Source organism: Mucilaginibacter sp. (assembly GCF_964263795.1).
Lineage (GTDB): Bacteria > Bacteroidota > Bacteroidia > Sphingobacteriales > Sphingobacteriaceae > Mucilaginibacter.
Genome location: NZ_CAXVWK010000040.1, coordinates 32,897 through 59,839, shown reverse-complemented (window position 1 = coordinate 59,839; position 26,943 = coordinate 32,897). Strand labels below are relative to the sequence as shown.

Sequence of the window (26,943 nt, the reverse complement as noted above, 5' to 3'; positions counted from 1 at the left end):
GATACTTGCGTACATCTGCTGTGCTCGGGCTATCAGGCGTACCTAAATTAACCAGTAAAACTCCCTTTTTTGCCATAATTTATCAGGTGTAAAAATAAAACAAGTATTTGTGTTTACAGCAGTTATATATCAGCGCAGTGTTAATTTAGAATAGTTATGAGAAGTGGCCGTGCTCCCAATAGCCATCAAGATAAGAGGACGGCCCTCTATACCGTAACTCAATAAAGAATTACGTTTTACCCTTTTACGCTCCATAACTTCCACCATGGCACCCATGGCGCATCATGATGTTCATAATGATAGCCGAAAAAGTAACAACTTAAAAAGGCCAGGAAATGATTGCGGGCCAGGCTGCGGCTTTGGTGTTTATTGTCATGCTCGCCTTTATGAGGCAGATAGGTGCCAAAATAAAAAAGCTGCAAGGTGCTTAGCAGTGATGGTACAACCCAAAAAAGAATAAGGTTAGGCTGTGGGATCCAGATCTTTAAAACATTAAATAGCGCTGCCATTATTACTATCTGCCAGATAGAAAGATAATTACGGATAAAGCGTATGTACCAGCTAATAAAGTTGCCATGATGATAATCAGGATCATCATCGGTATGCACATGATTGTGATGCTGGTGGTGCTTAGTGTATAGCTTAGGATACCAAAACGAAGCGTATAAGAACGTACAAATAAAACCGACGGCAATGTTAATGCGCTTATCGGGCGCTACCGTACCGTGCATAGCATCGTGTGCGGTTATAAACAAGCCGGTATATAGGTGCATTTGCACCAATATGCATAAATATAGCAAAGGGTTGGAAAAATCAACCCGCCACTGCATTAGCAAAATAATAGATGTTGCCCAAAAGCCGATGACCAGCAAAGCAATTAATAATCCGGTATATGATAGTGATTTTTCCAATGATTATTACACAGCAAATAGCGTGCTGTTATAAGCTTTCTAAAATACCTTTTACCTGCTGCATTAACCACATAGGGGTTGATGTAGCACCCGCAATGCCCACTTTATCGCGGGGGGCGAACATTGACGGGTCAAGCTCGTTGGCAGCAGATATAAAATAGGTATCAGGGTTATGCTTGCGGCAAACTTCAAATAATACTTTTCCGTTAGATGATTTTCTGCCGGATACGAAAACGATCTTGTTAAACTTGGTAACAAAAGCAGGAAGGTCCTTGTCGCGGTTGGATACCTGGCGGCAGATGGTATCATTAGCCTTCACTTCGTAACCGCGCGATAACAACTCTTCTTTAACGCTATAAAACTTGTCCATACTCTTGGTAGTCTGGCTGTACAGCGTAAAGGCACCCGGCAAGTCGGCGTCATCCAGTTCGGCAATATCCTGAAAAACCAAGGCGTCGCCGTTTGTTTGTCCTTGTAAGCCAATCACTTCCGCGTGGCCGTGCTTGCCAAATATCAGGATCTTCTCATGTGCATCGTAGGATGTTTTGATGCGGTTTTGCAGTTTAAGCACAACCGGGCATGATGCATCTATCAGCGTAATATTATTTTCAAGCGCAACTTTATACGTTTCAGGCGCTTCGCCGTGAGCACGGATCAGCACTTTTTCGTTATGCAGATTAGCCAGCTCGGGATGCTCGATAATCCGCAACCCAAGTTTTTTCAGGCGGTCTACCTCTTCATCGTTATGCACAATGTCGCCCAGGCAATACAAGTAGCCATCTTCGGCCAATATCTCTTCGGCCATATCAATGGCGTAAACCACCCCAAAGCAAAAGCCTGAGTCCTGATCTATAGTCACCTGTAAGTTTAATTCTCCCATTGTGTTACAAAAATAACTATTTATTAGGTTAAAGGAGAAGGGTCAACGTTTAAACGCAAAATTTGAAACTGTTGTGTTATTTAATCTTTTTAGTGTGTTAATAACGTTGTAGAACAGCACTATATTACCAAGTTTAAAAGCCCAAAAAATGCAAACTCTGTTGCCAACAATACCGGCGCCGCGATGCTTTGCTTTTTAAAATTAAACCTCTCAAAAACATACAGCATGGCAGCACTAACTAAAAACCAGCAATAGTAGTTTTTTAAGGGGATGACATTATAATCCCAGTGCCAGTAATCAAAACTGATGGCTACCGGTTCAATCAGCAGATCGAGCGCTACCAACAATATAGCGCCAACCATTACCCTGAAAAATACGCTTTTAAGCCGGCTGCGCTGCATAGCTACCCCTGCCCCATATACCAGCAGGAACCAATTGACACCTATAGTTAACGGGATATCAAAAAGCTTAAAACCAAGTGTCTTACCGTAATTATAATCGCCAAAAATCCAATATTTATGCACGCCAAACCACTCTGCGGTGAATCCCCACACAAAAATAATAGCCGCGAACAGTAAAAATTTGGCATTAAGGCTTTGATGATCAAGCGTGATCACTATCAGCATCAATATAATATGGGCTGGTACGATCTTTAAAAATAATGGCCGTATAGATGGTATCGACAAACCAATCAGGCCGACCAAATGAAAGAGTATGATAATACCAATTGCAACACGCGGCAGCTTCATATACGGCGGCCCTTCCACATAGTGGTTTTAGTAATTCTTTTTTGAATAGCCAGAACTGCAATAAACATTAGGGTAAGCATTTGCAACGGGTGCAAGATAACATTATACCAGGCATTTTGCCCTGCCGATAACGATATCATTACCCGGCTAAGGATGATTAGTGCAAATGTAAAGCCTATCAATTGCCAGTTGCCTGTGGCTGCAATAAGCAGCGGGCCGCCTATAACCAGCAATATATAGCATAAAAAAAACGGGATACTGTAATTGAACGCTGCCATAAAGTTTTTACTGAAACCGTTTAAGCCTTCGGTGTAGCCCTTGTACATTCGACAAGTAATCATTCCGTTGGCCAGCAGTCCCTCACCATTGCAATTGTAAGCTTTAACGGCCTTCATAATTTCGACATCCTCAACCACTTTGTCTTTAACCAGACCGTGCCATTGGTGCGTACGATAAGTAGCTGCATCAAAAAACATAAACTGGCCACTGGCAGCAGCTACAGAAGCATTTGATTTTACAAGTAAAATAAGCCTTAACGGCAGCAGGTTAATTAAAACATAGTGCATTAGCGGCACTACCAGCCACTCACCAAGCGTTATCATTTGCTGATTAGTGAATAAACTAAGCAATGTCAATTTTTTTAAGTGCATGCGGTGCACGGCGCTGTTGATAAGGCTGTTGCTTACCTGTTCGTCGGCATCCAAAAATAACAGGTATTTCCCGCTCGCTTCTTTAGCTAATTGGTGGCAGGCATAATTTTTACCGATCCAGCCATCCGGCAGGGGCTTGCCTCGTATCACCCGGAATTTAGGATGACCGACTGCAAACCGCTCACAAAGCTGGTAAGTATTATCCGACGAGGAATCGTCTAAAATAATTACTTCATAGTGCGGGTAGTCCTGCAGTTGAATGGATTGCAGCAGGGTAAGAATATTGTCTGACTCATCCCTCGCGGGAATCAAAACAGATACCATATCTGTATATCCCTTACTTATCCTGGGTAATTTTGGATTAGAAATAAAGTTGAACAGGGTGACTGTAAAACGCAGGATAATGAAGAATAAGATAACTAAGATGACAATGACCACTTACTATATAACAATTTCTGTTTGAACCAGTTTTGACGAATTGTAATGTAACTGATAGGCCTTCCGCACATCGGTTAGCAAGGTAGCACCATCAATCTGTTTCCCTTGTTCAAGATAAACGGTAGCTACAGGCTTTTTATGTTGCAGATTTTCTATAAAAGTTGCTGCAAAAATGGTTTGGAAACTATTACCCGCTTTTTGCATGATCCGGTTAAGGCCTTTTTCAAAAACTATTTCACCGGTAAAATTGGAATAGAGTTTACCCTGCGGGAAGATCAGTACCAGGTTACCCGGATCGGCAAGTAATTGTGCGGCGTAATCAAGCGAGGTAAGAATCTCGCGCGAGTTTTTATTCACCGAGAATGCGCCCATATATTTAATAAAGCCAACATTTTTTACGGTTTCTTCCAGCACCATAATATGAAACCTCTTTTTGACTACGACATGGTTAATATAGTACAACATAAAACCATCCCACCAACTGAAGTGATTGGCGAGCAACAGGACCGATTTACCGCTTTCGATTACCACATCGTTAAATTTAACCTGCTTAAAATTGCGCTTAACCAGGTTAATGATGTAGTGGTGAAATACCCAGCGGATGAACTTGTTGTTATGCGGATAGATCATAACTAATGGGCTACGTTTACCTGATCTGTTAACGCCTGTCGATGAAAGGAGTTGATCTTTTCGGTCAGCTCTTCAAAACCCACCTCACCGGCAATGCCGCAATCAAACAAGTGGAAATAAACAGATGGTTTAAGGCTTTCAAAATAATCAATCAGCGCGCAACTATAAACGATCTGGCAAGGACCTTTAATATTTTTGATAAGCCGTTCTATGCCTTTTTCTACTTTAATGTCCGTGGTATGGTTTGATATTAATTCGCCCTGTGGGAAAACAACCACCAGGTTCTCCGGATCATTTAACAACCCGGCAGCATACAGTAAAGATTTGATCATTTCGCGCGAGCTGCGGTTAATAGAAAATCCGCCGAATAAGTTGAACAGCATCCGCTTTTGCAGGTGATCTTCCTGCATCATTATATATAGCTTACGGTTAAGGTGCCAATAGGCCAGGTAATTACCCCAAAGGCCATCCCACCAGCTAAAGTGGTTACACAGTAAAAGAACAGAATGACCCGGCTTAGGCGTAAAAGGCATCACCTCCAGCCGGTTAAAAGCCTTACGCATCCGGTAACGCATGTATATGGCAAACCAGTTGCTAAAAAGGGTTATTCTGCGGGCGGGTATCATTGGGGTAAATTTACTAAATACTCATCCAATTCCTTTATCACCAGCCAATGTCCTAACGCCACCTCATGTACCTCCGGCTTATCCAGTAACCCAATAAAGGGTTCGGCCGCCTTACGTGGGAACAGATTATCGTGCTTGCCGAATATCAGCAGGCAATTCAATTGGTGCTGGTTGATCAGTTTCGCAATTTTAATAACGTCGGGCTTTAGCAAACGGATAAGGTTTAAGGTATAATAAACATCCTGCCGCTTTTGTTCGGTATCAATTTCATTATAAGCTATCTGGTAAAGGCTCTCATCAATAAATTTTGCTTTTTTGAGATTTTTAAGCAGCGCAGGAGCCAGCCACTTACTTTTAGTTACCCGCATGAAAAGGTACCTGCCTAAACGATGATGCGTTAAAAAGTGAAAGCCTTTGTAAACGGATAACCCGTCAGGAGCCATCAGGATGACGTTATCGATCAGGTCTGGATATAGTTCGACCAGTATCAGTGCAATGTTGGCCCCTATTGAATAACCCATTACGGAAAAACGCTGCCTGCCGTGAACCTTAAACCATTCTTCGGCATAGGCAGCTACCATATCTTTCGGCATCCCGGCGACGATCTGTTGTTCTGTCCACCCCGCAATGGCGCTCCCACCATGAAAAAAATGATCGAAGCCATATACGTGGTAATCCTGCAGAATGGAACGCTCCAGCACATGGAATTGTCTGCCGGTCATGCCGTAACCATGAAAGGCCAGTAACGGCTTGGTACCGCTGCCGTATTCATGATAGTATGCCTTGCCCAACCCGGGCATATCCAGAAAACCCATAAGCGGCAATATTAACAATTACTCGTCTAATATGCAGACCATTTCGAACGCTAAAGAAAAATCTAATTAGATATTTGCGAAGTTGTATCACATACAATTACCAAGATTTTTGACATTCTACGGTTGCAGAATTACCGCTTTAATGTCTTTCGTTAATATACTTTAAAATTGTATCGGTGGCACCGGTATGCTCTTCTATGTATTTTTTAGCAACGATGCCATAATCCTTACGCAGTTGCTCATCATCCATCAGCTTGGTTGCTGTGGTTAACAACTCTTCCTGGCTGACAATGCTAAAAGCAACATTCTGCTCTATCAGATCCGTTGCTTCTTTAAACCGCCCGTAATTAGGTCCAAAGATAACCGGCATGCCAAATGCTGCCGCCTCCAGCGTGTTATGAATGCCCGCGCCAAATCCTCCGCCAATGTAAGCGATATCGGCATACTGATACAGCGACGACAGCATGCCAATATTATCGATGACCAAGGTATTAAGGCCTGTATTGGCTGTACTGATCTCGGAGTATTTGATGGCACGCTTGTTTAACAGGCCCATAAGGTGGTTTATTTTATCACTCCCAATTTCGTGCGGCGCGATAATAAATTTCCAGTGAGGATATTGCTTGATGAGTTGGATCAACAGCTTTTCGTCCGCAGGCCAGGTACTGCCGGCAATAAATAAATTCTGCCCATTTTTAAATGCGGCAATTTCCGGCAGTGCTTTAGGTTGCATTGCATTGGCCCATACCCGGTCAAAACGGGTGTCGCCGCTGATGGTTACATTAGTGATGCCCCTGTCATGCAATAAATGCTTGCTGGGAATATCCTGTACAAAAAACCAGGTAACCATCTTTAGCATTTGACGGTGCAGGCCGCCATACCATTTAAAAAAAACCTGCCCGGGCCTGAATATGCCGGAGATGATATAAAGCGGCACATGGTTTTGATGCAATTCGTTAAAAAAATGGTACCAGTACTCATACTTAGTAAATATGGCCATCACAGGATTTACGGCGGCAACAAATTCACGGGCATTTGCAGGCCTGTCAATGGGTAAATAATACACAGCATCGGCTAACGGCGTGTTTTTACGCACCTCGGAGCCAGATGGCGAAAAAAAAGTTATCACCACCGGGTGCTGCAGATAGTGTGCTTTTATAGCTTCTAAGACCGGCCGGCCCTGTTCAAACTCGCCAAGCGAAGCAAAATGAAACCAAATACTTGATTTTAAAGGTTGTATCCGCTGTTGTTTACGGCCTTTTATCCATAATTTGGCCTTATTATTAAATAAAGATACGATGCTAACAAGCGTGTAATATATTATTATGCCAATGTTATATAGTTGGAGCATTTTTAGATTTGTATTATTATCTTCGTCCGGGCATAAAAGTAATAACATTAATAACAAAAAGTCTTTATGAAAATAGCTGTTGTTGGAACAGGTTATGTTGGCTTGGTAACAGGCACATGTTTAGCAGAAACTGGAAACCAGGTTACCTGTGTTGACATTAATGAGCAAAAAGTTAAAATGATGCAGGATGGCAAGCTCCCTATATATGAGCCTGGCCTCGAATTGCTGTTTCACCGTAACATTGATCAGAAAAGATTATTGTTTACCAGCGACCTTGCAAGCGCAATTGCCGATGCACAGATCATCTTTTTAGCGTTGCCAACGCCTCCGGGTGGTGATGGATCTGCCGATCTGAGCTATGTGCTTGGTGCTGCTAAAGACATTGCCAAACTGGTAACAGATTATAAAGTTATCGTTACCAAATCTACTGTGCCGGTTGGTACTGCAGATAAGGTTACTGCTGTTATTAAAGCAAATACAGATATTGAATGTGCAGTAGTTTCAAATCCTGAATTTTTACGCGAAGGCGTTGCCGTTGAAGATTTTATGAAGCCAGACCGTGTTGTGGTTGGTACCTTAGACGAACGTGCCCGCAAACTAATGGCTGAGCTTTATGGCCCTTATGTACGCCAGGGAAACCCGGTTATTTTTATGGACGAGCGCTCTTCCGAGCTTACAAAATACGCTGCCAACTCTTTCCTGGCTACCAAGATCTCTTTCATGAACGAAATTGCTAACCTGTGCGAGCTGGTTGGTGCCGATGTTGATATGGTACGCCGCGGTATAGGTGCAGATAACCGCATCGGTAACCGCTTCCTGTTTTCGGGTATTGGTTACGGTGGTAGCTGTTTCCCTAAGGATGTGCAGGCTTTGGCGAAATCAGCTGAAGAGAACACTTACGATTTCAAGATCCTTAACTCAGTAATGGAAGTTAACGAGATCCAGAAAAAAGTTTTAGTTCAGAAACTTAAAAAATATTACAACGGCGAACTTAAAGGTAAACACTTCGCAATGTGGGGCCTGGCCTTTAAACCGGAAACTGACGATATCCGCGAAGCACCTGCTTTGTACATTATTGATGAATTATTAAATGAAGGTGCAACCATTAGTGTTTTCGACCCGGAGGGGATGAAAAATGTTAAAGCCATTGTTGGCGATAAAATCATCTACGGTGAAGATGCTTACAGTGTCTTAAAAGATGCAGATGCTTTATTGATTGTGACAGAGTGGTCGTTGTTCCGTACGCCGGATTTTGACCAGGTAGCAGACCTGCTTAAAGCAAAAGTGATTTTTGACGGCCGTAACCTATACGACCTGCAAAAAATGGTAGACCTTGGTTTCTATTACAACAGCATCGGTAGAAAAATAATTAACTAATGGCCAGAAAACGCATATTGATAACCGGCGCTGCCGGCTTTTTGGGCTCGCATTTATGCGATAGGTTCATCAAAGAAGATTATCACGTAATTGCAATGGATAACCTGATCACAGGCGATCTGCGCAATATTGAGCACTTGTTTAAACTCGAAAATTTTGAGTTTTATAATCATGATGTATCCAAATTTGTACACGTTAGCGGCGAGTTGGATTACATTTTACATTTTGCCTCGCCTGCCAGCCCGATCGATTATCTGAAAATTCCTATCCAGACATTAAAGGTAGGCTCATTGGGTACGCATAATCTTTTAGGTTTAGCGCTGGCAAAGGGTGCACGCATGCTTATTGCCTCTACATCAGAGATATATGGCGACCCAACCGTTAACCCGCAACCCGAAGAATATTGGGGTAATGTGAATACGGTTGGCCCCCGTGGTGTGTATGACGAGGCTAAACGCTTTCAGGAGTCTATCACTATGGCATACCATACATTCCATGGTTTAGAAACCCGTATTGTAAGGATCTTTAATACTTATGGACCACGTATGCGCCTTAACGACGGGCGTGTATTGCCCGCATTTATTGGCCAGGCACTGCGTGGCGAACCTTTAACCATGTTTGGCGACGGATCGCAAACACGCGCGTTTTGTTACGTTGATGACCTGATTGAAGGGATTTACCGCCTGTTGCATAGCGATTATGCACAACCGATGAATATTGGCAACCCGGATGAAATAACCATCCGCGAGTTTGGCGAAGAGATCATCAAATTAACCGGTACCGATCAGAAAATGATAAGCCTGCCCTTACCGACAGACGATCCAAAACAGCGCCGCCCGGATATTACCAAGGCCAAAGCTATATTGGGCTGGGAGCCTAAAGTAGGCCGTGCCGAGGGTTTAAAGATCACTTACGAATACTTTAAATCGCTGCCCGAAAAGGAAATCCAGCATAAGGATTTTACCTATTACAACAAACACTAATAAAAATGCAGCAATCACCTTGCTGCATTTTTAGCAGTATATAACGCAACATTTATGAAAATTTTAGTTAACGGCGGCTTAGGGTTTATCGGCTCGCATACGGTGGTTGAACTTGTAAATTCCGGTTACGATCCAATCATTGTTGACGATCTGTCTAATTCCGATATCAGGATTCTAGATCAGCTCACCAAGATCATCGGTTTTAAACCAACTTTTCACCAGCTTGACCTTTGTGACGAGCAGGCCGTGAAGAACTTTGCTGATAGCCAGAAAGATATTGTCGGCATTATTCATTTCGCTGCTTTTAAAGCCGTTGGCGAATCGGTTAATTTGCCTTTAAAATATTATCGGAACAACTTTTTTTCGCTGGTAAATGTGCTTAATGCTTTCGAAGGCCGGGGTATGAACCTGGTATTTTCGTCAAGCTGCACCGTTTATGGCCAGCCCGAACAATTGCCTGTTACCGAGGCGGCCCCTGTGCAGACTGCACAATCACCTTATGGTAACACCAAGCAAGTTGCAGAAGAGATTTTGAATGATGTTATTGCATCTGGCAGTGATTATAAGATGATCTCTTTACGATATTTTAACCCGGTGGGCGCGCACGAATCAGCCTTAATTGGCGAGCAACCTATTGGCGTACCGCAAAACCTGGTGCCATTTATTACACAAACAGCCATCGGCAAACGCGAAAAACTGATGGTTTGGGGTGGCGATTACAATACACCGGATGGCAGCTGCATACGCGATTATATCCACGTGGTTGATTTAGGGCGTGCGCATGTTGCCGCGTTAAAATTAATGGAGAAAGAAGATTTTACCGGCATCGATTTTTTCAATATCGGTACAGGCAAAGGCAGCTCGGTTTTGGAAGTGATTAAAGCGTTTGAAGAAGCAACCGGCCTTAAATTAAATTATGAAATAGCTCCACGCCGTGATGGTGACGTAGAGCAGGTTTGGGGCGATGCCACCAAATCTACAGAAAAATTGAACTGGAAAGCAGAGCTTGACCTCAGTACGATGATGTCGTCTGCATGGAAGTGGGAAAACTATATTGCCCAAAATCCATTATAAGAGTTATAGCATGACAAAAAAGATTATCATAACCGGCGGAGCCGGCTTCATAGGTTCGCACGTAGTGCGCCGCTTTGTAAAGAATTATCCGGATTACCAGATCATTAACCTGGATAAATTAACCTACGCGGGAAACCTGGCTAATTTAAAGGATATTGAAAACGAGCCTAATTACAAATTTGTAAAAGGCGACATTGTAGACCTGGAGTTTATCAATGATCTGTTTGAAATCGAACAGCCCGATGCGGTGATCCACCTGGCGGCAGAGTCGCATGTAGACAGGTCGATAACCAACCCATTGGAGTTTGTAATGACCAACGTAGTTGGTACCGTAAATTTATTAAACTCTGCCAAAAATCTGTGGAAGGGCCAATACGACCAAAAACGCTTCTATCATGTTTCTACAGATGAAGTGTACGGTACCCTTGGCGATACGGATATGTTTACTGAAGAAACTGCGTACGATCCGCACTCGCCGTATTCAGCGTCTAAAGCGAGTTCTGACCATTTTGTACGTGCCTACTACGATACCTACGGCTTAAATACTGTTATATCAAATTGCTCTAACAACTATGGTTCTTATCACTTCCCGGAGAAGCTGATCCCGCTGGCTATTCATAATATCACACAATTAAAGCCCGTGCCTGTTTATGGTAAAGGCGAAAACGTGCGCGACTGGCTATGGGTGGAAGACCATGCAAGGGCTATCGATGTAATTTTCCATACGGCAAAAACCGGCACCACATACAACATTGGCGGCCATAACGAATGGAAAAACATTGACCTGATAAAATTACTTTGCGGTATTTTAGATAAAAAATTGAACCGGGCAGAAGGCGAATCGGCAAAGTTGATCACCTATGTAACAGACCGCGCCGGGCACGATTTACGTTATGCCATTGATGCTACCAAACTTAAAGATGAGTTAGGTTGGGAGCCGTCAATTACCTTTGAAGAAGGGTTAGAAAAAACTGTAGACTGGTACCTGGCCAACGAAGAGTGGCTCAACAACCTTACATCGGGCCATTACCAGGAATATTACATCGAACAGTACAATAACCGTTAATTGATGTTTGGATTATTTAAGAAAAAGGAAGTAAAAAAATCGGTCGACTTTAATTACAGCTCGATTATAGTGGATATGCATTCGCATGTACTGCCGGGCATTGATGATGGCGCGCAAACACCTGAAGAATCTATCGTATTAATCAAAAAAATGATGGAGCTGGGGATCAAAAAAATCATTGCCACCCCGCACGTGATGATAGATTACTACCGTAACGACCACGAAAGCATTAACAATGCGCTTGCAATTCTTAAACAGGAACTGGTAAATCAAAACATCGATATTGACATAACGGCAGCGGCCGAGCATTACTTTGATGAAACGTTTGAAAAACGTATAGAAGAAGACCGCTTGCTGCTGATGCCGAATAATTATGTGTTATTTGAAGTATCGTTTGTTAGCCCGCCTCCTAACCTGATACCAATCATTCAAAAAATGCTGGATAAAGGCCTAAAACCAATTTTGGCCCACCCCGAGCGTTACAATTACATGGATATGGATCAGTTAAGGCGCATAAGGATGATGGGTTGTAACCTGCAGCTTAATACGATATCATTAACCGGCTATTATGGTAAAACAACCAAAAAAATGGCCGACGAATTGGTAGAGAATGAAATGGTGGATTTTATATCGAGCGATATGCACCACCCCCGTCACGCACAGGCTTTAGAAGATGCACTGCAATTCCCGCTGCTGCAACGCCTGCTGGTAGATTACCCGCTAAAAAATATATTATTGAAGTAAATGTGCGGGTGTTCACGCGCACATTTACTTGTTACTCGTACCGCAAAGCTTCCACGGGGTCAAGCTTGGAGGCCTTTTTAGCCGGGTAAAATCCGGATGATAAGCCTATAAGTGTACATAAACCTACTGCGGCAAACAGCCATACCCATGGCACTACAAAGGTTCCGCTTATTTGTACGGCAATTAAGTTACCCACGGCCATTCCCAGCACAATACCACCAAATCCGCCCATCAGGCAAATAACAATTGCCTCGATAAGGAATTGCTTACGGATAACGGATGGTGTAGCGCCGATAGCTTTACGTAAGCCGATTTCCCGGGTACGTTCAGTTACCGATACCAGCATGATATTCATTAAACCAATAGCCGCACCTAACAAGGTAATAATGCCGATTGCAAAACCTGCTATGGTAATACCGGCTAACTGGCCGGAAAGTTCCTGCTGGATAGAATCACTCCTGAAGATCTCAAAGTTATCTGGCTGGCCAATACGCAACCCGCGGATGTTACGGAACAGCGATGTGGTCTCGCCAATGCTGGCATCCAAAGCGCCAGGATTGTTTACCTGAATTGTTACGGAGAATGATGGTTTTGAGGAAGCGACTATCTGCCTGGCCTTTTGTACCGGGATGATGCAAAATTTATCGCCGCCAAAACTGTTGCTGCCTTTAGACTGCAGCACGCCAATAATACGGAATTTGTTATTACCTAATAATATCGATTTATTGATAGGGTCATCATTCTTGAACAGCTTTTGCTTTAACTCATCACCAATAATAACCACGTTACCCCCATGATCGACCTCTGAAGATGAAAAATTACGCCCGAAAGCCATTTTATGACCTTTAATGGCCAGGTAGTTTTCATTACTGCCAATAACCTGAATATTAGGGTTGGTTTTAATGCTGTTATATTTGGCTATGGCCGTGCCGGATACCGTCAGATCTATACTGATACGTACCGGTAATTTAAACGTTTCCCTGAAACGGATGGCTTCCTGGTAGCTGATGGCAGGATACATTTTGCGGTGCCCTCCGCGCCCGAAGCTAATGCCCGATCCACGGTTTTGTATGGTAAAAGAATTGGCCCCTAACCCCGCAAAGGCATCATTTGTGTACTGCCTTATGCCTTCAATTGCAGTGAGGATACCAACCAGCGCCATAATACCGATGGCAATGATTAGTGCAGTAAGCGAAGTACGCAACCTATTACCGCCAATAGCTTGTAACGCTATAGAAATATTTTCTTTAAAGGTTGTTTTTACCGCCATGCCATAAATATAAAAAACTTGCGGATATGACTATGATATATAGCGGTTTGTTACAGCACGTAATTATTAAATTATTAAGAATAGGAATCAATTTGCAAGGGTCAAAAACAAATGCTATTTTCAGCTTAACCAAAAAGAAACTAATGAAAAAATATTTCTTGCTGATAGTGATCTTATCAGCAGTTATTGCCTCCGGGAATGCGCAAACGGATGCAACAACCAAGCATATAACTAGCAATACCGGCGGTTTTAAACCGACACCTATAGATGAAGACACCATTGTAAAAGATGCTAACGGAAAAGAGCTCGCCTATAATGAGTGGCACCCCCTTTTGCAAACCGGCGAATATTCTATAAGGAGTATTCAGGTTACCAACCAAAAGCCCAGCTATTCGCTTGTGAGGTTAACTGATTCAGAAAAGCAATATTGGGCCGAGAAACGAAAAGCCGCCCTGGCGAATTTGCCTAACGCTGGCGTAAATGTATCTGGTGATACCCAAGCGTCAGCAACTTCAATTACACCACCCCCTCCTGCCGACGAAAATACGGTAGTAAAAGATTCCACAGGAATCGTATATCCTTATGCCGTTTGGCAAGCAATGATGCGTACCAATAACTATAACTTACGATGGTTTAAAAAAAGCAATGCAGATGCTGCCGTTTACACCATCACCAAAAAAACACAGGCTGAGAAAGATGCCTGGATGGCACGCATGCCTAAACCCGCACAAAGTGACTTTTTTAAAGAAGGTGACAACTTTTCTTACTTCAATGAAAAAGACCTGACTGGCGAGCGGCTAAATGCAAAAACTTTAGCCGGTAAAATACTGGTGCTTAATTTTTGGTTTATTGGCTGCCCTCCATGCCGCGCCGAAATACCCGACCTGAATGCTATAGCTGCGCAATATAAAGATAATAAAAACGTGGTTTTTGTGGCTATAGCGCTTGACCAGGGTTACGAGGTAAAAGACTTTACAAAGAGTACGCCGTTTAATTATCATCTGGCTTATGATGGCCGATTTACTGCCAACAAATACGGCATCAAGTCATACCCAACCAATGTTATTATTAACAAAGAAGGCAAAGTGGTTTACTCAAGTATGGGCAATTATATTAACAACTCGTTTTGGATCAAAAAAACTATCAACGAAATTTTAGCTGCCAACTAATGCAAAAGGCCCGCTGATTAGCAAGCCTTTTTAAATATTTATTAATTCTCCAAATAGCAGAAAGATTGTGGAGCATTATTTGTCATTACAACTTCATTTAACGGTTTCGCAACATTATATACAATGATGTTTCTTATTTGAATAGCATGAGCTAAACACCTGTCTTTGAAATACTCATTATAAAAACACTCATTAACACCTGAATGTTCCTTTGTCATACCCCAAATTTCATTAGGATGGGCGGATAAAATTTCTCCTATCTCAAATTCCCCGACAACCTTTCCCACAGGCATTGTGGAATAAATTACTACAGTTTTTATGTTCTTTTTTTGAAAAATAGACTTTCGATATTCAAATTTTTTTTCTCCAGTAAATATCTTTTCAACATATTCCGGTTTAATCGACAATAATACTTTCACTAACTCCTCCAAATTTTAAAATACTTTTAAACTGACTGTCCGACAAACTCATAAATCCCCAATATGCATCTGGTGATAATCCAACATTTTCAATTAGATTACCACGTGTTATTCTTTTTGATAGGGCCGCATTATACGTCATTTTGATAACGTAAAAGTACTTTTTGTTTTGATTATAAAAACCCTTCAATTCATTTTCATCGAAAACACTGTAGTCTTTACAATATTTTAAGTAATGTTCCAAACTCGAAAAATCTTTTTTTGACTTAATTTCTTCAACCACGCAAACTGATGTTACTACCGATCTGTAATGAGCCGGTCCGGCACCATCGGATGTTCTATATATTAAAATATTGTCCGAAGGCTTTAAAACTGAAACATCCATGTAACAAATATAAATTTTGTGAATACTATTAGTATGCGATACATCTTTTATTAAGCTATAAGTCTCAGAATTTAATAATGAGTCTGGGAAAAGCCGCGAATGGAATTGTGGATATATTGACAATAAATATTTTGAGGTATTAAGTTTGATGAGTGGGTAACTTAAGTTGATATCATCTTTTTGCGATTTAATTTCTTTTACCAAAACATCTTCGATGCCATTATCTGTAGTTTTTTGAGCTTTAATCTCAAATCCATATTTTTTAAATAGATGAATTAATGCTTCATGTTTGTTAAAAACTGTAACATAAATAGATTCGACACCTTTAGCGATAGCGAAATCGAACATTTTTTTGATAAATCGTTCACCTAACCTCGTTCCATGCGGATTGATTTTAAAAGTACCCACTTTAACTCTCCTTGATGCAGGTAGTTGTGGTACAACATCTTCAATTTTTTCTTCTTCAATTTTAAGATATAGAAATCCCTGAACAACGTTTTTATCATAGGTAACGAACGCTCCTTCGCCTGCATCAGCCTTTCGTTTAAACCAATGGCCAAACTCTAAATAGTCAGCTTTTAATGAATCGAAAAAAACGTCGGTTAAATCAATAGACGATATCTTTACATATTTCATAATAAGAATTTAGGTCTATAAATATATTTGTAGTAAATTATAAAAACAACTATTAATATAAACTTACAAACCTAAAAAAAAGGCTCTCTGAAAATCAGGGAGCCTTTTACAATAGCTATAAAGTATTATCTAAACCGAAAACGAAGTGCCACAACCGCAGGTACTGGCAGCATTTGGGTTGTTAAAGGTAAACCCACGTGCATTCAGCCCGTTTTGAAAATCGATTTGCATACCGGCTAAATACATTCCATGTGCTTTGTGCATAAATACAACTAAGCCATCAATAATATATTCCTGGTCGCCGTCTTTCTTTTGATCGAAACCTAAAACGTAGCTCATACCTGAGCAGCCACCGCCTTCAACACCTATACGTAAGCCAAAATCTTCGGTAAGTTCTTGCTGGTCTCTTAATTTATAAAGTTCTTTTACGGCACCCTCAGTAAAGGTAACCGGGGCAGTTAAAACATCAACAGTAGCGCTCATCTTATTTTTAATTAACTACACAAATATAAGGTAAAATGCGGATTTTTGTCGCGACCCTATTATTTATGACCTCTGCCTAACATTTAGGAACAATGATACTTTACAGCCTACTGATAGATGTTTTAAAATACACCGTGGCCGGTATCGGCATAGTTTATATCGCATTCTATCTTTTTAAACCTTACCTCGACAGATCAAACAACCTGCAGTTACTCGACCTTAAAAAAGCGATCAGCAGCCAAACCTTGCCCCTGCGTTTACAGGCTTATGAGCGTTTGATTTTATTTACCGACAGGATAAACCCTGCCAACCTGCTCATTCGCATGAATGGTAACGGTTACACCGCTGCAGAATTGCACAGCCTTATCGTGGCCGAGATCCGCAATGAATATCAGCATAACGTTACGCAGCAATTATACGTAAGCGACCGTGCCTGGGCTGTTACCAAACGCGTAAAGGAAGATACGCTTAGTATGGTGAACACCGCCATCAAAGCCTTGCCGGAGAGCGCTACCGGCCTTGACCTGGGCAGGATTGTACTCAACCATCTGTCGAAGCTGGAAGACAATCCGTATGACATTGCCACCGCCCTGATCCGTAAAGACCTGGAGGAACTATTTTAATGGCCGACAAAAAATTTACCACCATATCAGGGATCGAAGTAAAGGAAGTTTACACCGGGCCGTCAGGCATGAACGAGTTGCCGGGGCAGTTTCCTTATACCAGGGGCATCCAGAAAGACATGTATCGCGGCAAACCATGGACCATGCGCCAATATGCCGGTTTTTCTACTGCCGAAGAAAGCAACAAACGCTATCACTACCTGCTTAGCCAGGGCACTATGGGTTTATCGGTAGCGTTTGACCTGCCTACCCAGATAGGATATGACAGTGACCATGAATTATCAGAAGGTGAAGTAGGAAAAGTAGGCGTAGCAATAGACTCGTTAAAGGATATCGAGGTTTTGTTTGATGGTATACAGCTTAAGGACATTACCACCAGCATGACTATTAATGCCACGGCATCTATCCTGCTGGCTATGTATATCGCGTTAGCCAAAAAACAAGGTGCCGATTTAACGCAAATAAGTGGCACCATTCAAAATGATATATTGAAAGAGTATGCGGCAAGGGGAACCTATATCTATCCGCCTACGCCATCTATGCGCCTTATCACCGATATTTTTGAATATTGCAGCAAAGAGGTGCCTAAATGGAATACAATTTCCATATCGGGATACCATATCCGCGAGGCGGGCTCAACGGCAGTGCAGGAACTGGCATTCACACTGGCCAATGGTAAAACATATTTAAAGGCAGCCTTAGAGAAGGGGCTGGACATTAATATTTTCGCTAAACGCCTTTCTTTCTTTTTTAACTGCCATAACAACTTTTTCGAAGAGATAGCTAAATTTCGTGCTGCAAGGCGGATGTGGGCGCATATTACCAAAGATTTGGGTGCTACTGATCCCGGAGCGCAAAAGCTGCGTTTCCATACGCAAACCGGTGGCTCTACCCTCACTGCGCAACAACCTATGAACAACGTAGTACGCGTAAGTATGCAGGCGCTGGCGGCGGTATTGGGCGGCACGCAATCGTTACACACCAACGGGTATGACGAAGCGCTTTCATTACCTACGGAAACTGCGGCTAAAATCGCATTACGCACGCAGCAGATCATTGCATTCGAAAGCGGCGTAACTGATACAGTTGACCCTTTGGCAGGTTCATACTTCATAGAAGCGCTTACCGACGAACTGGAAACAGCCGCGCAACTGTACATTGATAAAATAGACGCAATCGGCGGATCGGTAAAAGCCATTGAGCAGGATTACATTCAACAGGAAATTGCGGCGGCGGCTTACCAATACCAGAATGATTTGGAAAGCGGCGAAAAGATACTGGTTGGAGTTAATAAATTTATTCAACCTGAGGCCGTGGCAGATAGCGTTTTTAGGGTTGATGATTCGATCAGACAAAAACAAATTGAGAAACTAACCCGTTTAAAAGCCGACAGAAATAATGAGGAAGTTAACCTTGCATTGCAAAATTTAAGTGATGCAGCAAAGGGAACGGATAATCTGATGCCCTTTATTCTGACAGCGGTTGAAGGTTATGCCACGTTAGGAGAAATTGCGGATACACTGCGTGAAGTGTTTGGAGAATATTGACATATTTTATCGTTCTAATTAATGATTTTTAGAAACATTTCACTGAAAATTAATCCACATTTTCCACAAAACCTATGTTGCAACTTTTAAAACCTCTATTGGGTAAAACTGACGCATAAATTGCCGCCCTGCATGCGAAATATAGTGTTAATAACTTTAACATTCGCAATCAAAAAAGGTAATTTTTATAAATATATTTCTCAAAATTTGTTTTTTTATCCGCTTATTTTTTGAATATTCGATGTTCCGAAACGGCCGAAAATCCTGCCGCAAGGGATGCTGTAAATCAAGATATTACTGATACTTATATGGAAAAAACTTGTACTAACGTTTGGAATAGCTGCCTTCAGATCATAAAAGACAACATACCGGCACAAAGCTTTAAAACCTGGTTTGAGCCAATCAAAGCTTTGCGTATGGAGGGTAGCGTTCTGACGATACAGGTACCAAGTTTATTCTTTTACGAATGGTTAGAGGAACATTACGTACAGCTACTGCGTAAAACAATTAAGAAACAGTTAGGCGATGAAGGCCGGCTGGAGTATAATATTGTTGTTGAGCAATCATCAAGCAAGCCGTACACAACTAATATGCCCTCTAACGGGAATGGTGCCGAAGCTAAAAATCAGTCTATGCCGATTCCAATTTCGATTAATAAGGACATTAAGAACCCGTTTGTTATACCAGGCCTTAAAAAGCTAAATGTAGACCCGCAGCTAAACCGCAATTATACTTTCGAGAACTTTGTTGAGGGAGATTGTAACCGTCTTGCACGATCTGCCGGGTATGCAGTCGCTGCAAAACCGGGTGGTACATCTTTTAACCCACTAATGATTTACGGCGGCGTTGGTTTAGGTAAAACCCACCTGGCCCAGGCCATCGGTAATGAAATTAAACGCACCTTGCCGGATAAGCTGGTATTATATGTTAGCTGCGAGAAATTTACCCAGCAATTTGTTGACGCCCTTAAGCATAATAACATCAATGATTTTGTAAATTTTTACCAGGCAATTGATGTATTGATCATGGATGATGTACACAATTTTGCCGGTAAAGAAAAAACACAGGATTTTTTCTTTCATATCTTCAATCACCTGCACCAATCGGGTAAGCAACTGATCATTACATCAGATAAGGCTCCGAAAGATCTGGCCGGTTTGGAAGAACGCCTGCTATCCCGTTTCAAATGGGGCCTCTCTGCCGATTTGCAGATCCCTGATCTGGAAACCCGCATGGCTATCCTTAAAAATAAGATCTATCAGGACGGTATCGAATTGTCAAACGATGTGGTGGAGTACGTGGCCCATAACATTGATAATAATGTACGTGAGCTGGAAGGCGCCATGGTATCGCTGCTGGCGCAATCAACCTTGAACCGTAAAGAGATCGACCTTAATCTGGCTAAGCAAATGCTGAAGAATTTTGTAAAAAATTCGGCCAAGGAAATTTCGATGGAATATATTCAGAGCCTTGTTTGCGAGTACTTTGAAGTACCGATTGAAATGGTAAAATCACAAACCCGCAAACGCGAAATTGTGCAGGCCCGTCAAATATCAATGTACCTGGCAAAGGCACATACCAAAAGCTCATTAAAATCAATTGGTCATTTCTTTGGCGGCCGCGATCACTCTACTGTTATTTATGCCTGCCAAACCGTTGAGGATTTAATAGACACCGACAAGAAATTCAAAGGCTATGTAGCCGATATCCAGAAGAAACTAAAAATGTCCTAATCGGACTTTTAAAGATATAATAGGAAGCTCCGCAGTGCGGGGCTTTTTTGTTTTAGCCCGACTCACAGCAAAGATAATTGCCCCGAAATAACAAGCCGTTTTACCGGGACAATCCGAGCCATTATAAAAAACCGTTCACGTTCACGGCCGTGAACGGTTTATAAATTTGATAATCATTGATAATCAAATGATTACAAATCAGATGGTGACAAAACGTTGTCACCAATACAATCAATAAAATTCGTATTGGTTTTATGTAAGTCTGGTTAGCTCCCTCAGCTTTACCCCGGTCTTTTGTCCTGCATATAGCAGTTTATAAATAATGGGCCTGTCTGGATGTACTCCATCACTGCAGGCCATAACAATTGTAATATTCTGGCTATTAACTTTTAGCCGGGTTACCTTATCTACGCCATTGGTATAAATAGCAAAGCCATTATTCTGCACTAAAATTAACGCACAGTATATCGATTGTACTTTTAAGAAGGGATCATCCCTTTAAGTTTACTCACCTTACCCAACGGCAGCAACGCCGGGGGCATTTCTATTAATATAAATTATTGATTATCAACGATTTATAATTTATTTATTTACGATTATCGCATCTAAACCGGGTTACTATTTGCCATTAACGGTATCAATACTAAACCGATTAAAACATGAAAACTAAAATTATTATGCTGATAGCGGGCGTTGCCCTGCTTGCCGCCTGCAAAGGCAGAAACGGCAGTTATGAAATTGCAAACAACGGTAGTAGCGCAGACTCGGCCGGTGTAAACACAGCAAGCGACTCCGTTGCCGTTACTAAACCAAAACTTGTAAAAACTGCCGAGATGAGTTTTAAGGTAAAAAATGTGCAGCAAACCGGCGACTCCATCTCCCGTATCACAGCTAAACTTAATGGATTGGTGATGCATCATCAGATGGGTACTGCAATAGAACGCAGTGAGGACGTCAGATTAAGTACTGATTCGGTGATGCGGGTATCATCGTTAAATACCACTGCAGAAATGGCTGTAAAGATCCCTTCAGAAAAACTGGAAGATTTTATGAACCATGTGGCGCACATGGGTATCTATGTAACCGCGCGCAAAATGGATATTGAGGATAAATCGCTCGATTACCTTTCTGAAAAACTTAAATTGAAAAATCGCCGGGAAATGGTGGCCCAGCAAAAAACGGGTAAAATAAAAATTAAAGACCCGGAAGCCGTGTTGTGGTTAAAGGATGATATGATTGATGGGCAGATCAATAACCAGAAGATTGACGCGGCGGTAAACTTTAGTATAGTTAGCCTTAACTTTTACCAAAGCAACACTATTTACAAGGAGCGCTTAGCTAACGATGATCCATCGGCATATCAGCTACCTTTTGCCAAACGGTTACAAATGGCATTTGCCAACGGCTGGTTTATGTTTACAGCATTTATTATTGGCCTTGCTAATCTATGGATGCTTATACTATTCGCTTTAGGCATATGGATGCTGTACAGGGTGTACAAAAAGAAATATCCTGCATTAAAGTTATAGCAGAAAGGCCGGGCAATTGCCCGGCCTTATTTTTCTGAAAAATTCTTAAATCCTGTAAATTCTTATTCAGGCCTACACCGTAAGCTTTTTGTATTTCAACCTCTTTGGTGTGATATCGCCAACGCGTTTTTTGTAATTTTCTTCATAATCACTGTAGTTGCCTTCAAAAAAGTAAACCTGCGAATTACCTTCAAACGCTAGGATGTGGGTACAAACCCTGTCCAGGAACCACCTGTCGTGACTGATAATGACGGCGCAGCCGCCAAAGTTCTCCAGGGCTTCCTCTAAAGAGCGTAAAGTGTTTACATCAATATCGTTAGTTGGCTCATCCAGTAACAATACATTCGAACCCTTTTTCAGCGTGATGGCCAGGTGAACCCGGTTACGTTCACCACCGGATAGGACGCCAACTTTTTTCTGCTGATCGGCACCGTTGAAGTTGAATTTAGAAACATAGGCGCGCGAATTAAGCGGGCGGTTACCTACCATAATGTTATCCAAACCGTCGGTTACGTTTTCCCATACGGATTTGTTAGGGTCAAGGTCGTCATGCATCTGGTCAACATAACCTAAAGCAACGGTATCCCCTACGCGGAAAGTACCTGCATCGGGCTGGTCCTGGCCGGTTATCAAACGGAACAAGGTAGTTTTACCCGCACCATTTGGCCCTATGATACCCACAATGCCGGCGGGCGGTAAGGAAAAGTTAAGGTTTTCAAACAGTACTTTATCGCCGTAAGCCTTGGTTACACCATTGGCTTCAATTACAACATTACCCAAACGCGGGCCCGGCGGTATAAATAACTCCAGTTTTTCTTCCCTTTCCTTTGTTTCCTCGCTGGCCAGTTTCTCGTAGTTGGATAAACGTGCCTTACCTTTAGCCTGCCGGCCTTTAGCACCCATCCGTACCCACTCCAGCTCACGCTCAAGCGTTTTCTGGCGTTTGCTTTCCGTTTTTTCTTCCTGCGCTAAACGTTTTGATTTTTGGTCCAGCCATGACGAGTAATTGCCTTTCCACGGCAAACCTTCGCCACGGTCAAGTTCCAGTATCCATCCTGCAACATTATCCAGGAAATACCTATCGTGCGTTACAGCTATCACGGTGCCTTTATATTGTTTCAGGTGCTGCTCCAGCCAATCAATAGATTCGGCGTCTAAGTGGTTGGTAGGCTCATCAAGCAGTAAAACATCCGGTTCTTGTAATAACAAACGGCATAAGGCAACGCGGCGGCGTTCACCTCCGGACAGCACCGATATCTTGGTATCCGGCTCGGGGCAGCGCAGGGCATCCATCGCACGCTCCAGCTTAACATCCAATTCCCATGCATTTACCGCATCAATCTTGTCCTGCAGTTCGCCCTGGCGGGCCATCAGTTTATCCATTTTGTCGGCGTCGCTGTAATATTCTTCCAGGCCGAATTTCTCGTTGATGTCCTCGTATTCCTTTAATAAAGCAGTGGTTTCGGCAACGCCCTCTTCAACAATTTCTTTAACAGTTTTGTCAGGGTCAAGTTCCGGCTCCTGGCTCAGGTAGCCCACCGTGTAACCCGGCGAAAATACCACCTCGCCGATGTTGGTTTTATCTATCCCTGCTATGATCTTTAATAACGACGATTTACCGGAGCCGTTTAAACCGATCACCCCGATCTTAGCGCCATAAAAAAACGACAGGTAAATGTTTTTAAGTACGGTTTTTTGCGGCGGGTAAACTTTACTTACCCCTGCCATTGAAAATATGATCTTCTCGTCAGCCATGTAGCGTTATAATTATGTGTAGCAAATATAAGAGATTACCTATTAGAGTTAATATTGTATCATCAGCTACATTAATTTAATTGGCTTGAACTAATTAAAGTTCATATTCACATTTTCACACTAATTTCATGAGATAATTTGTAACTTACCATCAAATGATTTGGCTTGCTGCCAGATAAAAGAGTTGCAGTGTAAACCGGTACATGCCGTAATGTCATAAACAACTGTGACTATTTGCCCTGCTTAGTTAAAGGGCGGTTAATTTAAGCTCCGTTTAAACTATTTTACAGATAAACTATCAAATAAGTAGTGTTTTTGACGTTTAATAGTAGTTATCAGGCATTTTAAAATATTCTTTAGCCGGATTTTTGGCTGCCAATGCATAATTATTGGAGCCGCCTTATCATCAAACTGTCTGTTTACGATAAAGCTTAAAAGTTGGCAATATTGTTGATAATTGTTACAACGATCCGTCTTGACACATAAAAACTAATTTATAGATTAGGACGATCATAATCAGAAAGGTATATATGGAAGCTAAATTTTCGCCACGTGTTAAGGATGTGATACAGTACAGCAGGGAAGAGGCATTGCGCCTTGGCCATGATTATATTGGTACAGAGCATCTTCTGCTGGGCCTCATCCGCGATGGTGATGGTGTTGCAATTAAATTATTGAAAGGCTTAACTGTTGATACCGCTAAATTACGCCGTGCCGTTGAAGATGCTGTGAAAGGCACAATTGGTACTAACGTACATATAGGCAGTATCCCGTTAACCAAACAAGCCGAAAAAGTACTAAAGATCACTTACCTGGAAGCTAAGATCTTCAAAAGCGATGTGATAGGCACCGAGCACTTGTTGCTTTCTATCCTGCGCGATGAAGACAACATTGCTTCACAGATATTGATGCAGTTTAATGTTAACTACGAAGTATTTAAAAGCGAAGTGGAATCACATAAAAACGATATTACTGATGAAATGCCGGGCTCATCAACCGGTGGCGATGACGACTTTAAAGAAGACGACTCATTCAGCCAGCCTAAAAAGGTATCAGACATTAAATCTAAAACCCCGGTTTTAGACAACTTTGGCCGCGACCTGACAAAAGCCGCCGAGGAAGGCAAGCTTGACCCGATTGTTGGCCGCGAAAAAGAGATTGAGCGGGTATCGCAGATCTTATCGCGCCGTAAAAAGAACAATCCTATTTTGATAGGCGAGCCGGGTGTTGGTAAGAGTGCAATTGCCGAAGGCCTTGCCCTGCGGATAGTACAGCGCAAAGTATCACGTGTGTTGTTTAACAAACGAGTGGTTACTTTAGACCTGGCATCGTTAGTGGCCGGTACAAAATACCGCGGACAGTTTGAAGAGCGGATGAAAGCCGTGATGAACGAGCTGGAAAAATCGCCTGATGTGATCTTGTTTATCGATGAGATCCACACTATTGTTGGCGCGGGCGGCGCATCCGGATCATTGGATGCATCGAATATGTTTAAACCGGCCCTGGCCCGCGGAGAAATTCAATGCATTGGTGCAACTACTTTAGATGAGTACCGCCAATACATCGAGAAAGATGGCGCTTTAGACCGTCGTTTTCAAAAAGTAATGGTTGAGCCTGCTACACCGGACGAAACCGTTGAGATACTGAACCGTATTAAAGAAAAATACGAAGAGCACCACGGCGTTACTTATACAGACGAAGCTATTAATGCATGTGTGGCGTTAACCACCCGTTACATTACCGACAGGTTTTTGCCTGACAAGGCTATCGACGCTTTAGACGAATCCGGATCACGTGTACACTTAACCAATATCCACGTACCGCAAGAGATACTGGATATTGAGCAGAAGATAGAACAGATCAAGATTGAAAAGAACAAAGTTGTGCGCAGCCAGAAATATGAAGAAGCTGCCAAACTGCGCGATACAGAGAAACATTTATTAGAGGAGCTTGACCAGGCTAAAACCGCCTGGGAAGCCGAAACAAAATCTAAACGTTACACCGTAACAGAAGATAACGTTGCCGAAGTAGTTAGCATGATGACAGGTATTCCTGTACAGCGTGTTGGCCAGGCCGATAGCGTGAAACTGTTAGCAATGGGCGATACCATTGGTAACAAGATTATTGGCCAGGATGATGCCATTAAAAAGCTTACCCGTGCTATTCAGCGTACCCGTGCAGGTTTAAAAGATCCCAAAAAACCTATAGGTTCATTCATATTCCTGGGCCCTACCGGTGTTGGTAAAACAGAACTGGCAAAAGAACTGGCCCGTTTCATGTTCGATACCGAGGATGCATTGATCCAGATAGATATGAGTGAGTACATGGAGAAATTCGCGGTATCACGTTTAGTAGGCGCGCCTCCGGGCTACGTAGGTTACGAAGAAGGCGGGCAGTTAACTGAAAAGGTACGCCGTAAACCATATGCTGTAGTGTTACTGGATGAAATTGAGAAAGCTCACCCGGATGTATTCAACATTTTACTGCAGGTGCTGGATGAAGGACAATTAACTGATTCATTGGGCCGCAAGGTTGATTTCAGGAACACCATCATTATCATGACATCTAACATTGGTGCACGCCAGTTGAAAGACTTTGGACAAGGTGTTGGCTTTAGCACAAATGCTAAAACTACGCAGGCCGATGCACATTCACGCGGTGTAATTGAAAACGCTTTGAAACGTGCTTTCGCTCCGGAGTTCTTAAACCGTATCGACGATGTGATCGTGTTTAACTCTTTAGGTAAAGACGAGATCTTCAAGATCATCGATATCGAACTGGGTTTCCTGTTCGGCCGTGTAAACAGCTTAGGTTACAAGATCGAACTTACCGATGCCGCCAAAGAATTCATTGCCGAAAAAGGTTACGACTCGCAGTTTGGTGCAAGGCCGCTTAAACGCGCCATCCAGAAATACCTGGAAGACCCGATTGCAGAAGAGATCCTGAAAGGTGAAATGACAGAAGGCGATATCCTGATGGTTGATTTTGACAAAGAAACCGAAGCGATAAAAGTGATCGATAAAAAGAATGAAAACAAAAAGCCTGAGGAAGAGCAGCAAAACTAACTCTTTGAAAGGTTAAATATCAAAGCCCGTTTGTA

Annotated in this window: 25 protein-coding genes; 12 read left to right on the top strand and 13 right to left on the bottom strand. The window is 42.3% G+C overall.

The annotated features are described in order from the left end of the window. Nucleotides 1-236 precede the first annotated feature (236 nt). From ACE5CV_RS07530 to ACE5CV_RS07510, 5 genes are all read right to left on the bottom strand, one after another. The gene (locus ACE5CV_RS07530) at nucleotides 237-911 is read right to left on the bottom strand and encodes a fatty acid desaturase (protein WP_374949555.1); all 675 of its coding nucleotides are present in this window, start codon (nucleotides 909-911) and stop codon (nucleotides 237-239) included. A gap of 28 nt (nucleotides 912-939) precedes the next feature. Next, nucleotides 940-1,791, bottom strand: coding sequence for a 4-hydroxy-3-methylbut-2-enyl diphosphate reductase (locus tag ACE5CV_RS07525; protein ID WP_374949554.1), 852 nt, complete (start codon nucleotides 1,789-1,791; stop codon nucleotides 940-942). A 119-nt stretch (nucleotides 1,792-1,910) separates the two neighbouring features. Next, nucleotides 1,911-2,558 (bottom strand): carotenoid biosynthesis protein, encoded by a 648-nt coding sequence (locus tag ACE5CV_RS07520; RefSeq protein WP_374949553.1) that lies wholly within the window; start codon nucleotides 2,556-2,558, stop codon nucleotides 1,911-1,913. Continuing rightward, nucleotides 2,537-3,514: a glycosyltransferase gene (locus ACE5CV_RS07515; protein WP_374949552.1), complete on the bottom strand. Its 978-nt coding sequence runs from the start codon at nucleotides 3,512-3,514 to the stop codon at nucleotides 2,537-2,539. Before ACE5CV_RS07515 ends, ACE5CV_RS07520 begins: the two co-directional genes overlap by 22 nt. Nucleotides 3,515-3,631: 117 nt before the next feature. Then, nucleotides 3,632-4,093, bottom strand: coding sequence for a 1-acyl-sn-glycerol-3-phosphate acyltransferase (locus ACE5CV_RS07510; protein ID WP_374949556.1), 462 nt, complete (start codon nucleotides 4,091-4,093; stop codon nucleotides 3,632-3,634). Between ACE5CV_RS07510 and ACE5CV_RS07505 the strand changes: the two genes are divergently transcribed. Then, entirely contained in the window at nucleotides 4,049-4,264 is a 216-nt protein-coding gene (locus ACE5CV_RS07505) for a hypothetical protein (protein WP_374949557.1), read from the top strand. The two genes, ACE5CV_RS07510 and ACE5CV_RS07505, sit on opposite strands and share 45 nt — an antisense overlap. On the opposite strand, the gene ACE5CV_RS07500 is transcribed toward ACE5CV_RS07505, so the two are convergent. The 3 genes from ACE5CV_RS07500 to ACE5CV_RS07490 all read right to left on the bottom strand — a co-directional run bounded on the left by ACE5CV_RS07500 (nucleotide 4,261) and on the right by ACE5CV_RS07490 (nucleotide 7,050). After that, nucleotides 4,261-4,884, bottom strand: coding sequence for a lysophospholipid acyltransferase family protein (locus ACE5CV_RS07500; RefSeq protein WP_374949551.1), 624 nt, complete (start codon nucleotides 4,882-4,884; stop codon nucleotides 4,261-4,263). The two genes, ACE5CV_RS07505 and ACE5CV_RS07500, sit on opposite strands and share 4 nt — an antisense overlap. After that, nucleotides 4,881-5,699 (bottom strand): alpha/beta hydrolase, encoded by an 819-nt coding sequence (locus ACE5CV_RS07495; protein WP_374949550.1) that lies wholly within the window; start codon nucleotides 5,697-5,699, stop codon nucleotides 4,881-4,883. Before ACE5CV_RS07495 ends, ACE5CV_RS07500 begins: the two co-directional genes overlap by 4 nt. A gap of 139 nt (nucleotides 5,700-5,838) precedes the next feature. Next, nucleotides 5,839-7,050 (bottom strand): 3-deoxy-D-manno-octulosonic acid transferase, encoded by a 1,212-nt coding sequence (locus ACE5CV_RS07490; RefSeq protein WP_374949549.1) that lies wholly within the window; start codon nucleotides 7,048-7,050, stop codon nucleotides 5,839-5,841. Nucleotides 7,051-7,116: 66 nt separating this feature from the next. Between ACE5CV_RS07490 and ACE5CV_RS07485 the strand changes: the two genes are divergently transcribed. The 5 genes from ACE5CV_RS07485 to ACE5CV_RS07465 are packed head-to-tail and all read left to right on the top strand — an operon-like array spanning nucleotide 7,117 to nucleotide 12,294. Further along, nucleotides 7,117-8,427 (top strand): UDP-glucose dehydrogenase family protein, encoded by a 1,311-nt coding sequence (locus ACE5CV_RS07485; protein ID WP_374949548.1) that lies wholly within the window; start codon nucleotides 7,117-7,119, stop codon nucleotides 8,425-8,427. Then, nucleotides 8,427-9,410: a UDP-glucuronic acid decarboxylase family protein gene (locus ACE5CV_RS07480; RefSeq protein WP_374949547.1), complete on the top strand. Its 984-nt coding sequence runs from the start codon at nucleotides 8,427-8,429 to the stop codon at nucleotides 9,408-9,410. Before ACE5CV_RS07485 ends, ACE5CV_RS07480 begins: the two co-directional genes overlap by 1 nt. 54 nt (nucleotides 9,411-9,464) lie before the next feature. Beyond that, nucleotides 9,465-10,484 carry a UDP-glucose 4-epimerase GalE gene (galE, locus tag ACE5CV_RS07475; RefSeq protein WP_374949546.1) on the top strand — a complete coding sequence of 340 codons (1,020 nt, stop codon included), beginning with the start codon at nucleotides 9,465-9,467 and terminating at the stop codon, nucleotides 10,482-10,484. 10 nt (nucleotides 10,485-10,494) lie between these two features. Further along, nucleotides 10,495-11,550, top strand: coding sequence for a dTDP-glucose 4,6-dehydratase (rfbB, locus tag ACE5CV_RS07470; RefSeq protein WP_374949545.1), 1,056 nt, complete (start codon nucleotides 10,495-10,497; stop codon nucleotides 11,548-11,550). A 3-nt stretch (nucleotides 11,551-11,553) separates the two neighbouring features. Continuing rightward, nucleotides 11,554-12,294 carry a tyrosine-protein phosphatase gene (locus ACE5CV_RS07465; protein ID WP_374949544.1) on the top strand — a complete coding sequence of 247 codons (741 nt, stop codon included), beginning with the start codon at nucleotides 11,554-11,556 and terminating at the stop codon, nucleotides 12,292-12,294. A gap of 31 nt (nucleotides 12,295-12,325) precedes the next feature. Here ACE5CV_RS07465 and ACE5CV_RS07460 read toward each other — a convergent pair whose 3' ends face one another. Then, a complete protein-coding gene (locus ACE5CV_RS07460) occupies nucleotides 12,326-13,564 on the bottom strand; it encodes an ABC transporter permease (protein WP_374949543.1) in 1,239 nt (412 codons plus the stop codon). 143 nt (nucleotides 13,565-13,707) lie between these two features. Between ACE5CV_RS07460 and ACE5CV_RS07455 the strand changes: the two genes are divergently transcribed. Further along, nucleotides 13,708-14,733: a TlpA family protein disulfide reductase gene (locus ACE5CV_RS07455; RefSeq protein ID WP_374949542.1), complete on the top strand. Its 1,026-nt coding sequence runs from the start codon at nucleotides 13,708-13,710 to the stop codon at nucleotides 14,731-14,733. Nucleotides 14,734-14,774: 41 nt separating this feature from the next. Here ACE5CV_RS07455 and ACE5CV_RS07450 read toward each other — a convergent pair whose 3' ends face one another. From ACE5CV_RS07450 to ACE5CV_RS07440, 3 genes are all read right to left on the bottom strand, one after another. Continuing rightward, nucleotides 14,775-15,152 (bottom strand): ASCH domain-containing protein, encoded by a 378-nt coding sequence (locus ACE5CV_RS07450; RefSeq protein ID WP_374949541.1) that lies wholly within the window; start codon nucleotides 15,150-15,152, stop codon nucleotides 14,775-14,777. Next, on the bottom strand, nucleotides 15,130-16,173 hold the full coding sequence (locus ACE5CV_RS07445; RefSeq protein WP_374949540.1) for a GNAT family N-acetyltransferase: 1,044 nt from the start codon (nucleotides 16,171-16,173) through the stop codon (nucleotides 15,130-15,132). Before ACE5CV_RS07445 ends, ACE5CV_RS07450 begins: the two co-directional genes overlap by 23 nt. A gap of 129 nt (nucleotides 16,174-16,302) precedes the next feature. Continuing rightward, nucleotides 16,303-16,656 carry a HesB/IscA family protein gene (locus ACE5CV_RS07440; RefSeq protein ID WP_374949539.1) on the bottom strand — a complete coding sequence of 118 codons (354 nt, stop codon included), beginning with the start codon at nucleotides 16,654-16,656 and terminating at the stop codon, nucleotides 16,303-16,305. 92 nt (nucleotides 16,657-16,748) lie between these two features. Here ACE5CV_RS07440 and ACE5CV_RS07435 point away from each other — a divergent pair, with 92 nt between their 5' ends. The 4 genes from ACE5CV_RS07435 (at nucleotide 16,749) to ACE5CV_RS07420 (ending at nucleotide 22,088) form a co-directional block, all read left to right on the top strand. Continuing rightward, entirely contained in the window at nucleotides 16,749-17,279 is a 531-nt protein-coding gene (locus ACE5CV_RS07435) for a hypothetical protein (RefSeq protein WP_374949538.1), read from the top strand. After that, a complete protein-coding gene (locus ACE5CV_RS07430; RefSeq protein ID WP_374949537.1) occupies nucleotides 17,279-18,826 on the top strand; it encodes a methylmalonyl-CoA mutase in 1,548 nt (515 codons plus the stop codon). The genes ACE5CV_RS07435 and ACE5CV_RS07430 overlap by 1 nt, the downstream gene beginning before the upstream one ends. Nucleotides 18,827-19,134: 308 nt before the next feature. Beyond that, nucleotides 19,135-20,559, top strand: a complete 1,425-nt coding sequence (gene dnaA / locus ACE5CV_RS07425) for a chromosomal replication initiator protein DnaA (protein ID WP_374949536.1) — start codon at nucleotides 19,135-19,137, stop codon at nucleotides 20,557-20,559. A 659-nt stretch (nucleotides 20,560-21,218) separates the two neighbouring features. Further along, nucleotides 21,219-22,088, top strand: coding sequence for a DUF4349 domain-containing protein (locus ACE5CV_RS07420; protein ID WP_374949535.1), 870 nt, complete (start codon nucleotides 21,219-21,221; stop codon nucleotides 22,086-22,088). A 72-nt stretch (nucleotides 22,089-22,160) separates the two neighbouring features. Here the strand turns inward: ACE5CV_RS07420 and ettA are convergent, their stop codons facing one another. After that, entirely contained in the window at nucleotides 22,161-23,843 is a 1,683-nt protein-coding gene (ettA, locus tag ACE5CV_RS07415) for an energy-dependent translational throttle protein EttA (protein ID WP_374949534.1), read from the bottom strand. A gap of 530 nt (nucleotides 23,844-24,373) precedes the next feature. On the opposite strand from ettA, the gene ACE5CV_RS07410 reads away from it, so the two are divergent. Beyond that, nucleotides 24,374-26,908 (top strand): ATP-dependent Clp protease ATP-binding subunit, encoded by a 2,535-nt coding sequence (locus ACE5CV_RS07410; protein ID WP_374949533.1) that lies wholly within the window; start codon nucleotides 24,374-24,376, stop codon nucleotides 26,906-26,908. The last annotated feature ends 35 nt before the right edge of the window (nucleotides 26,909-26,943 follow it).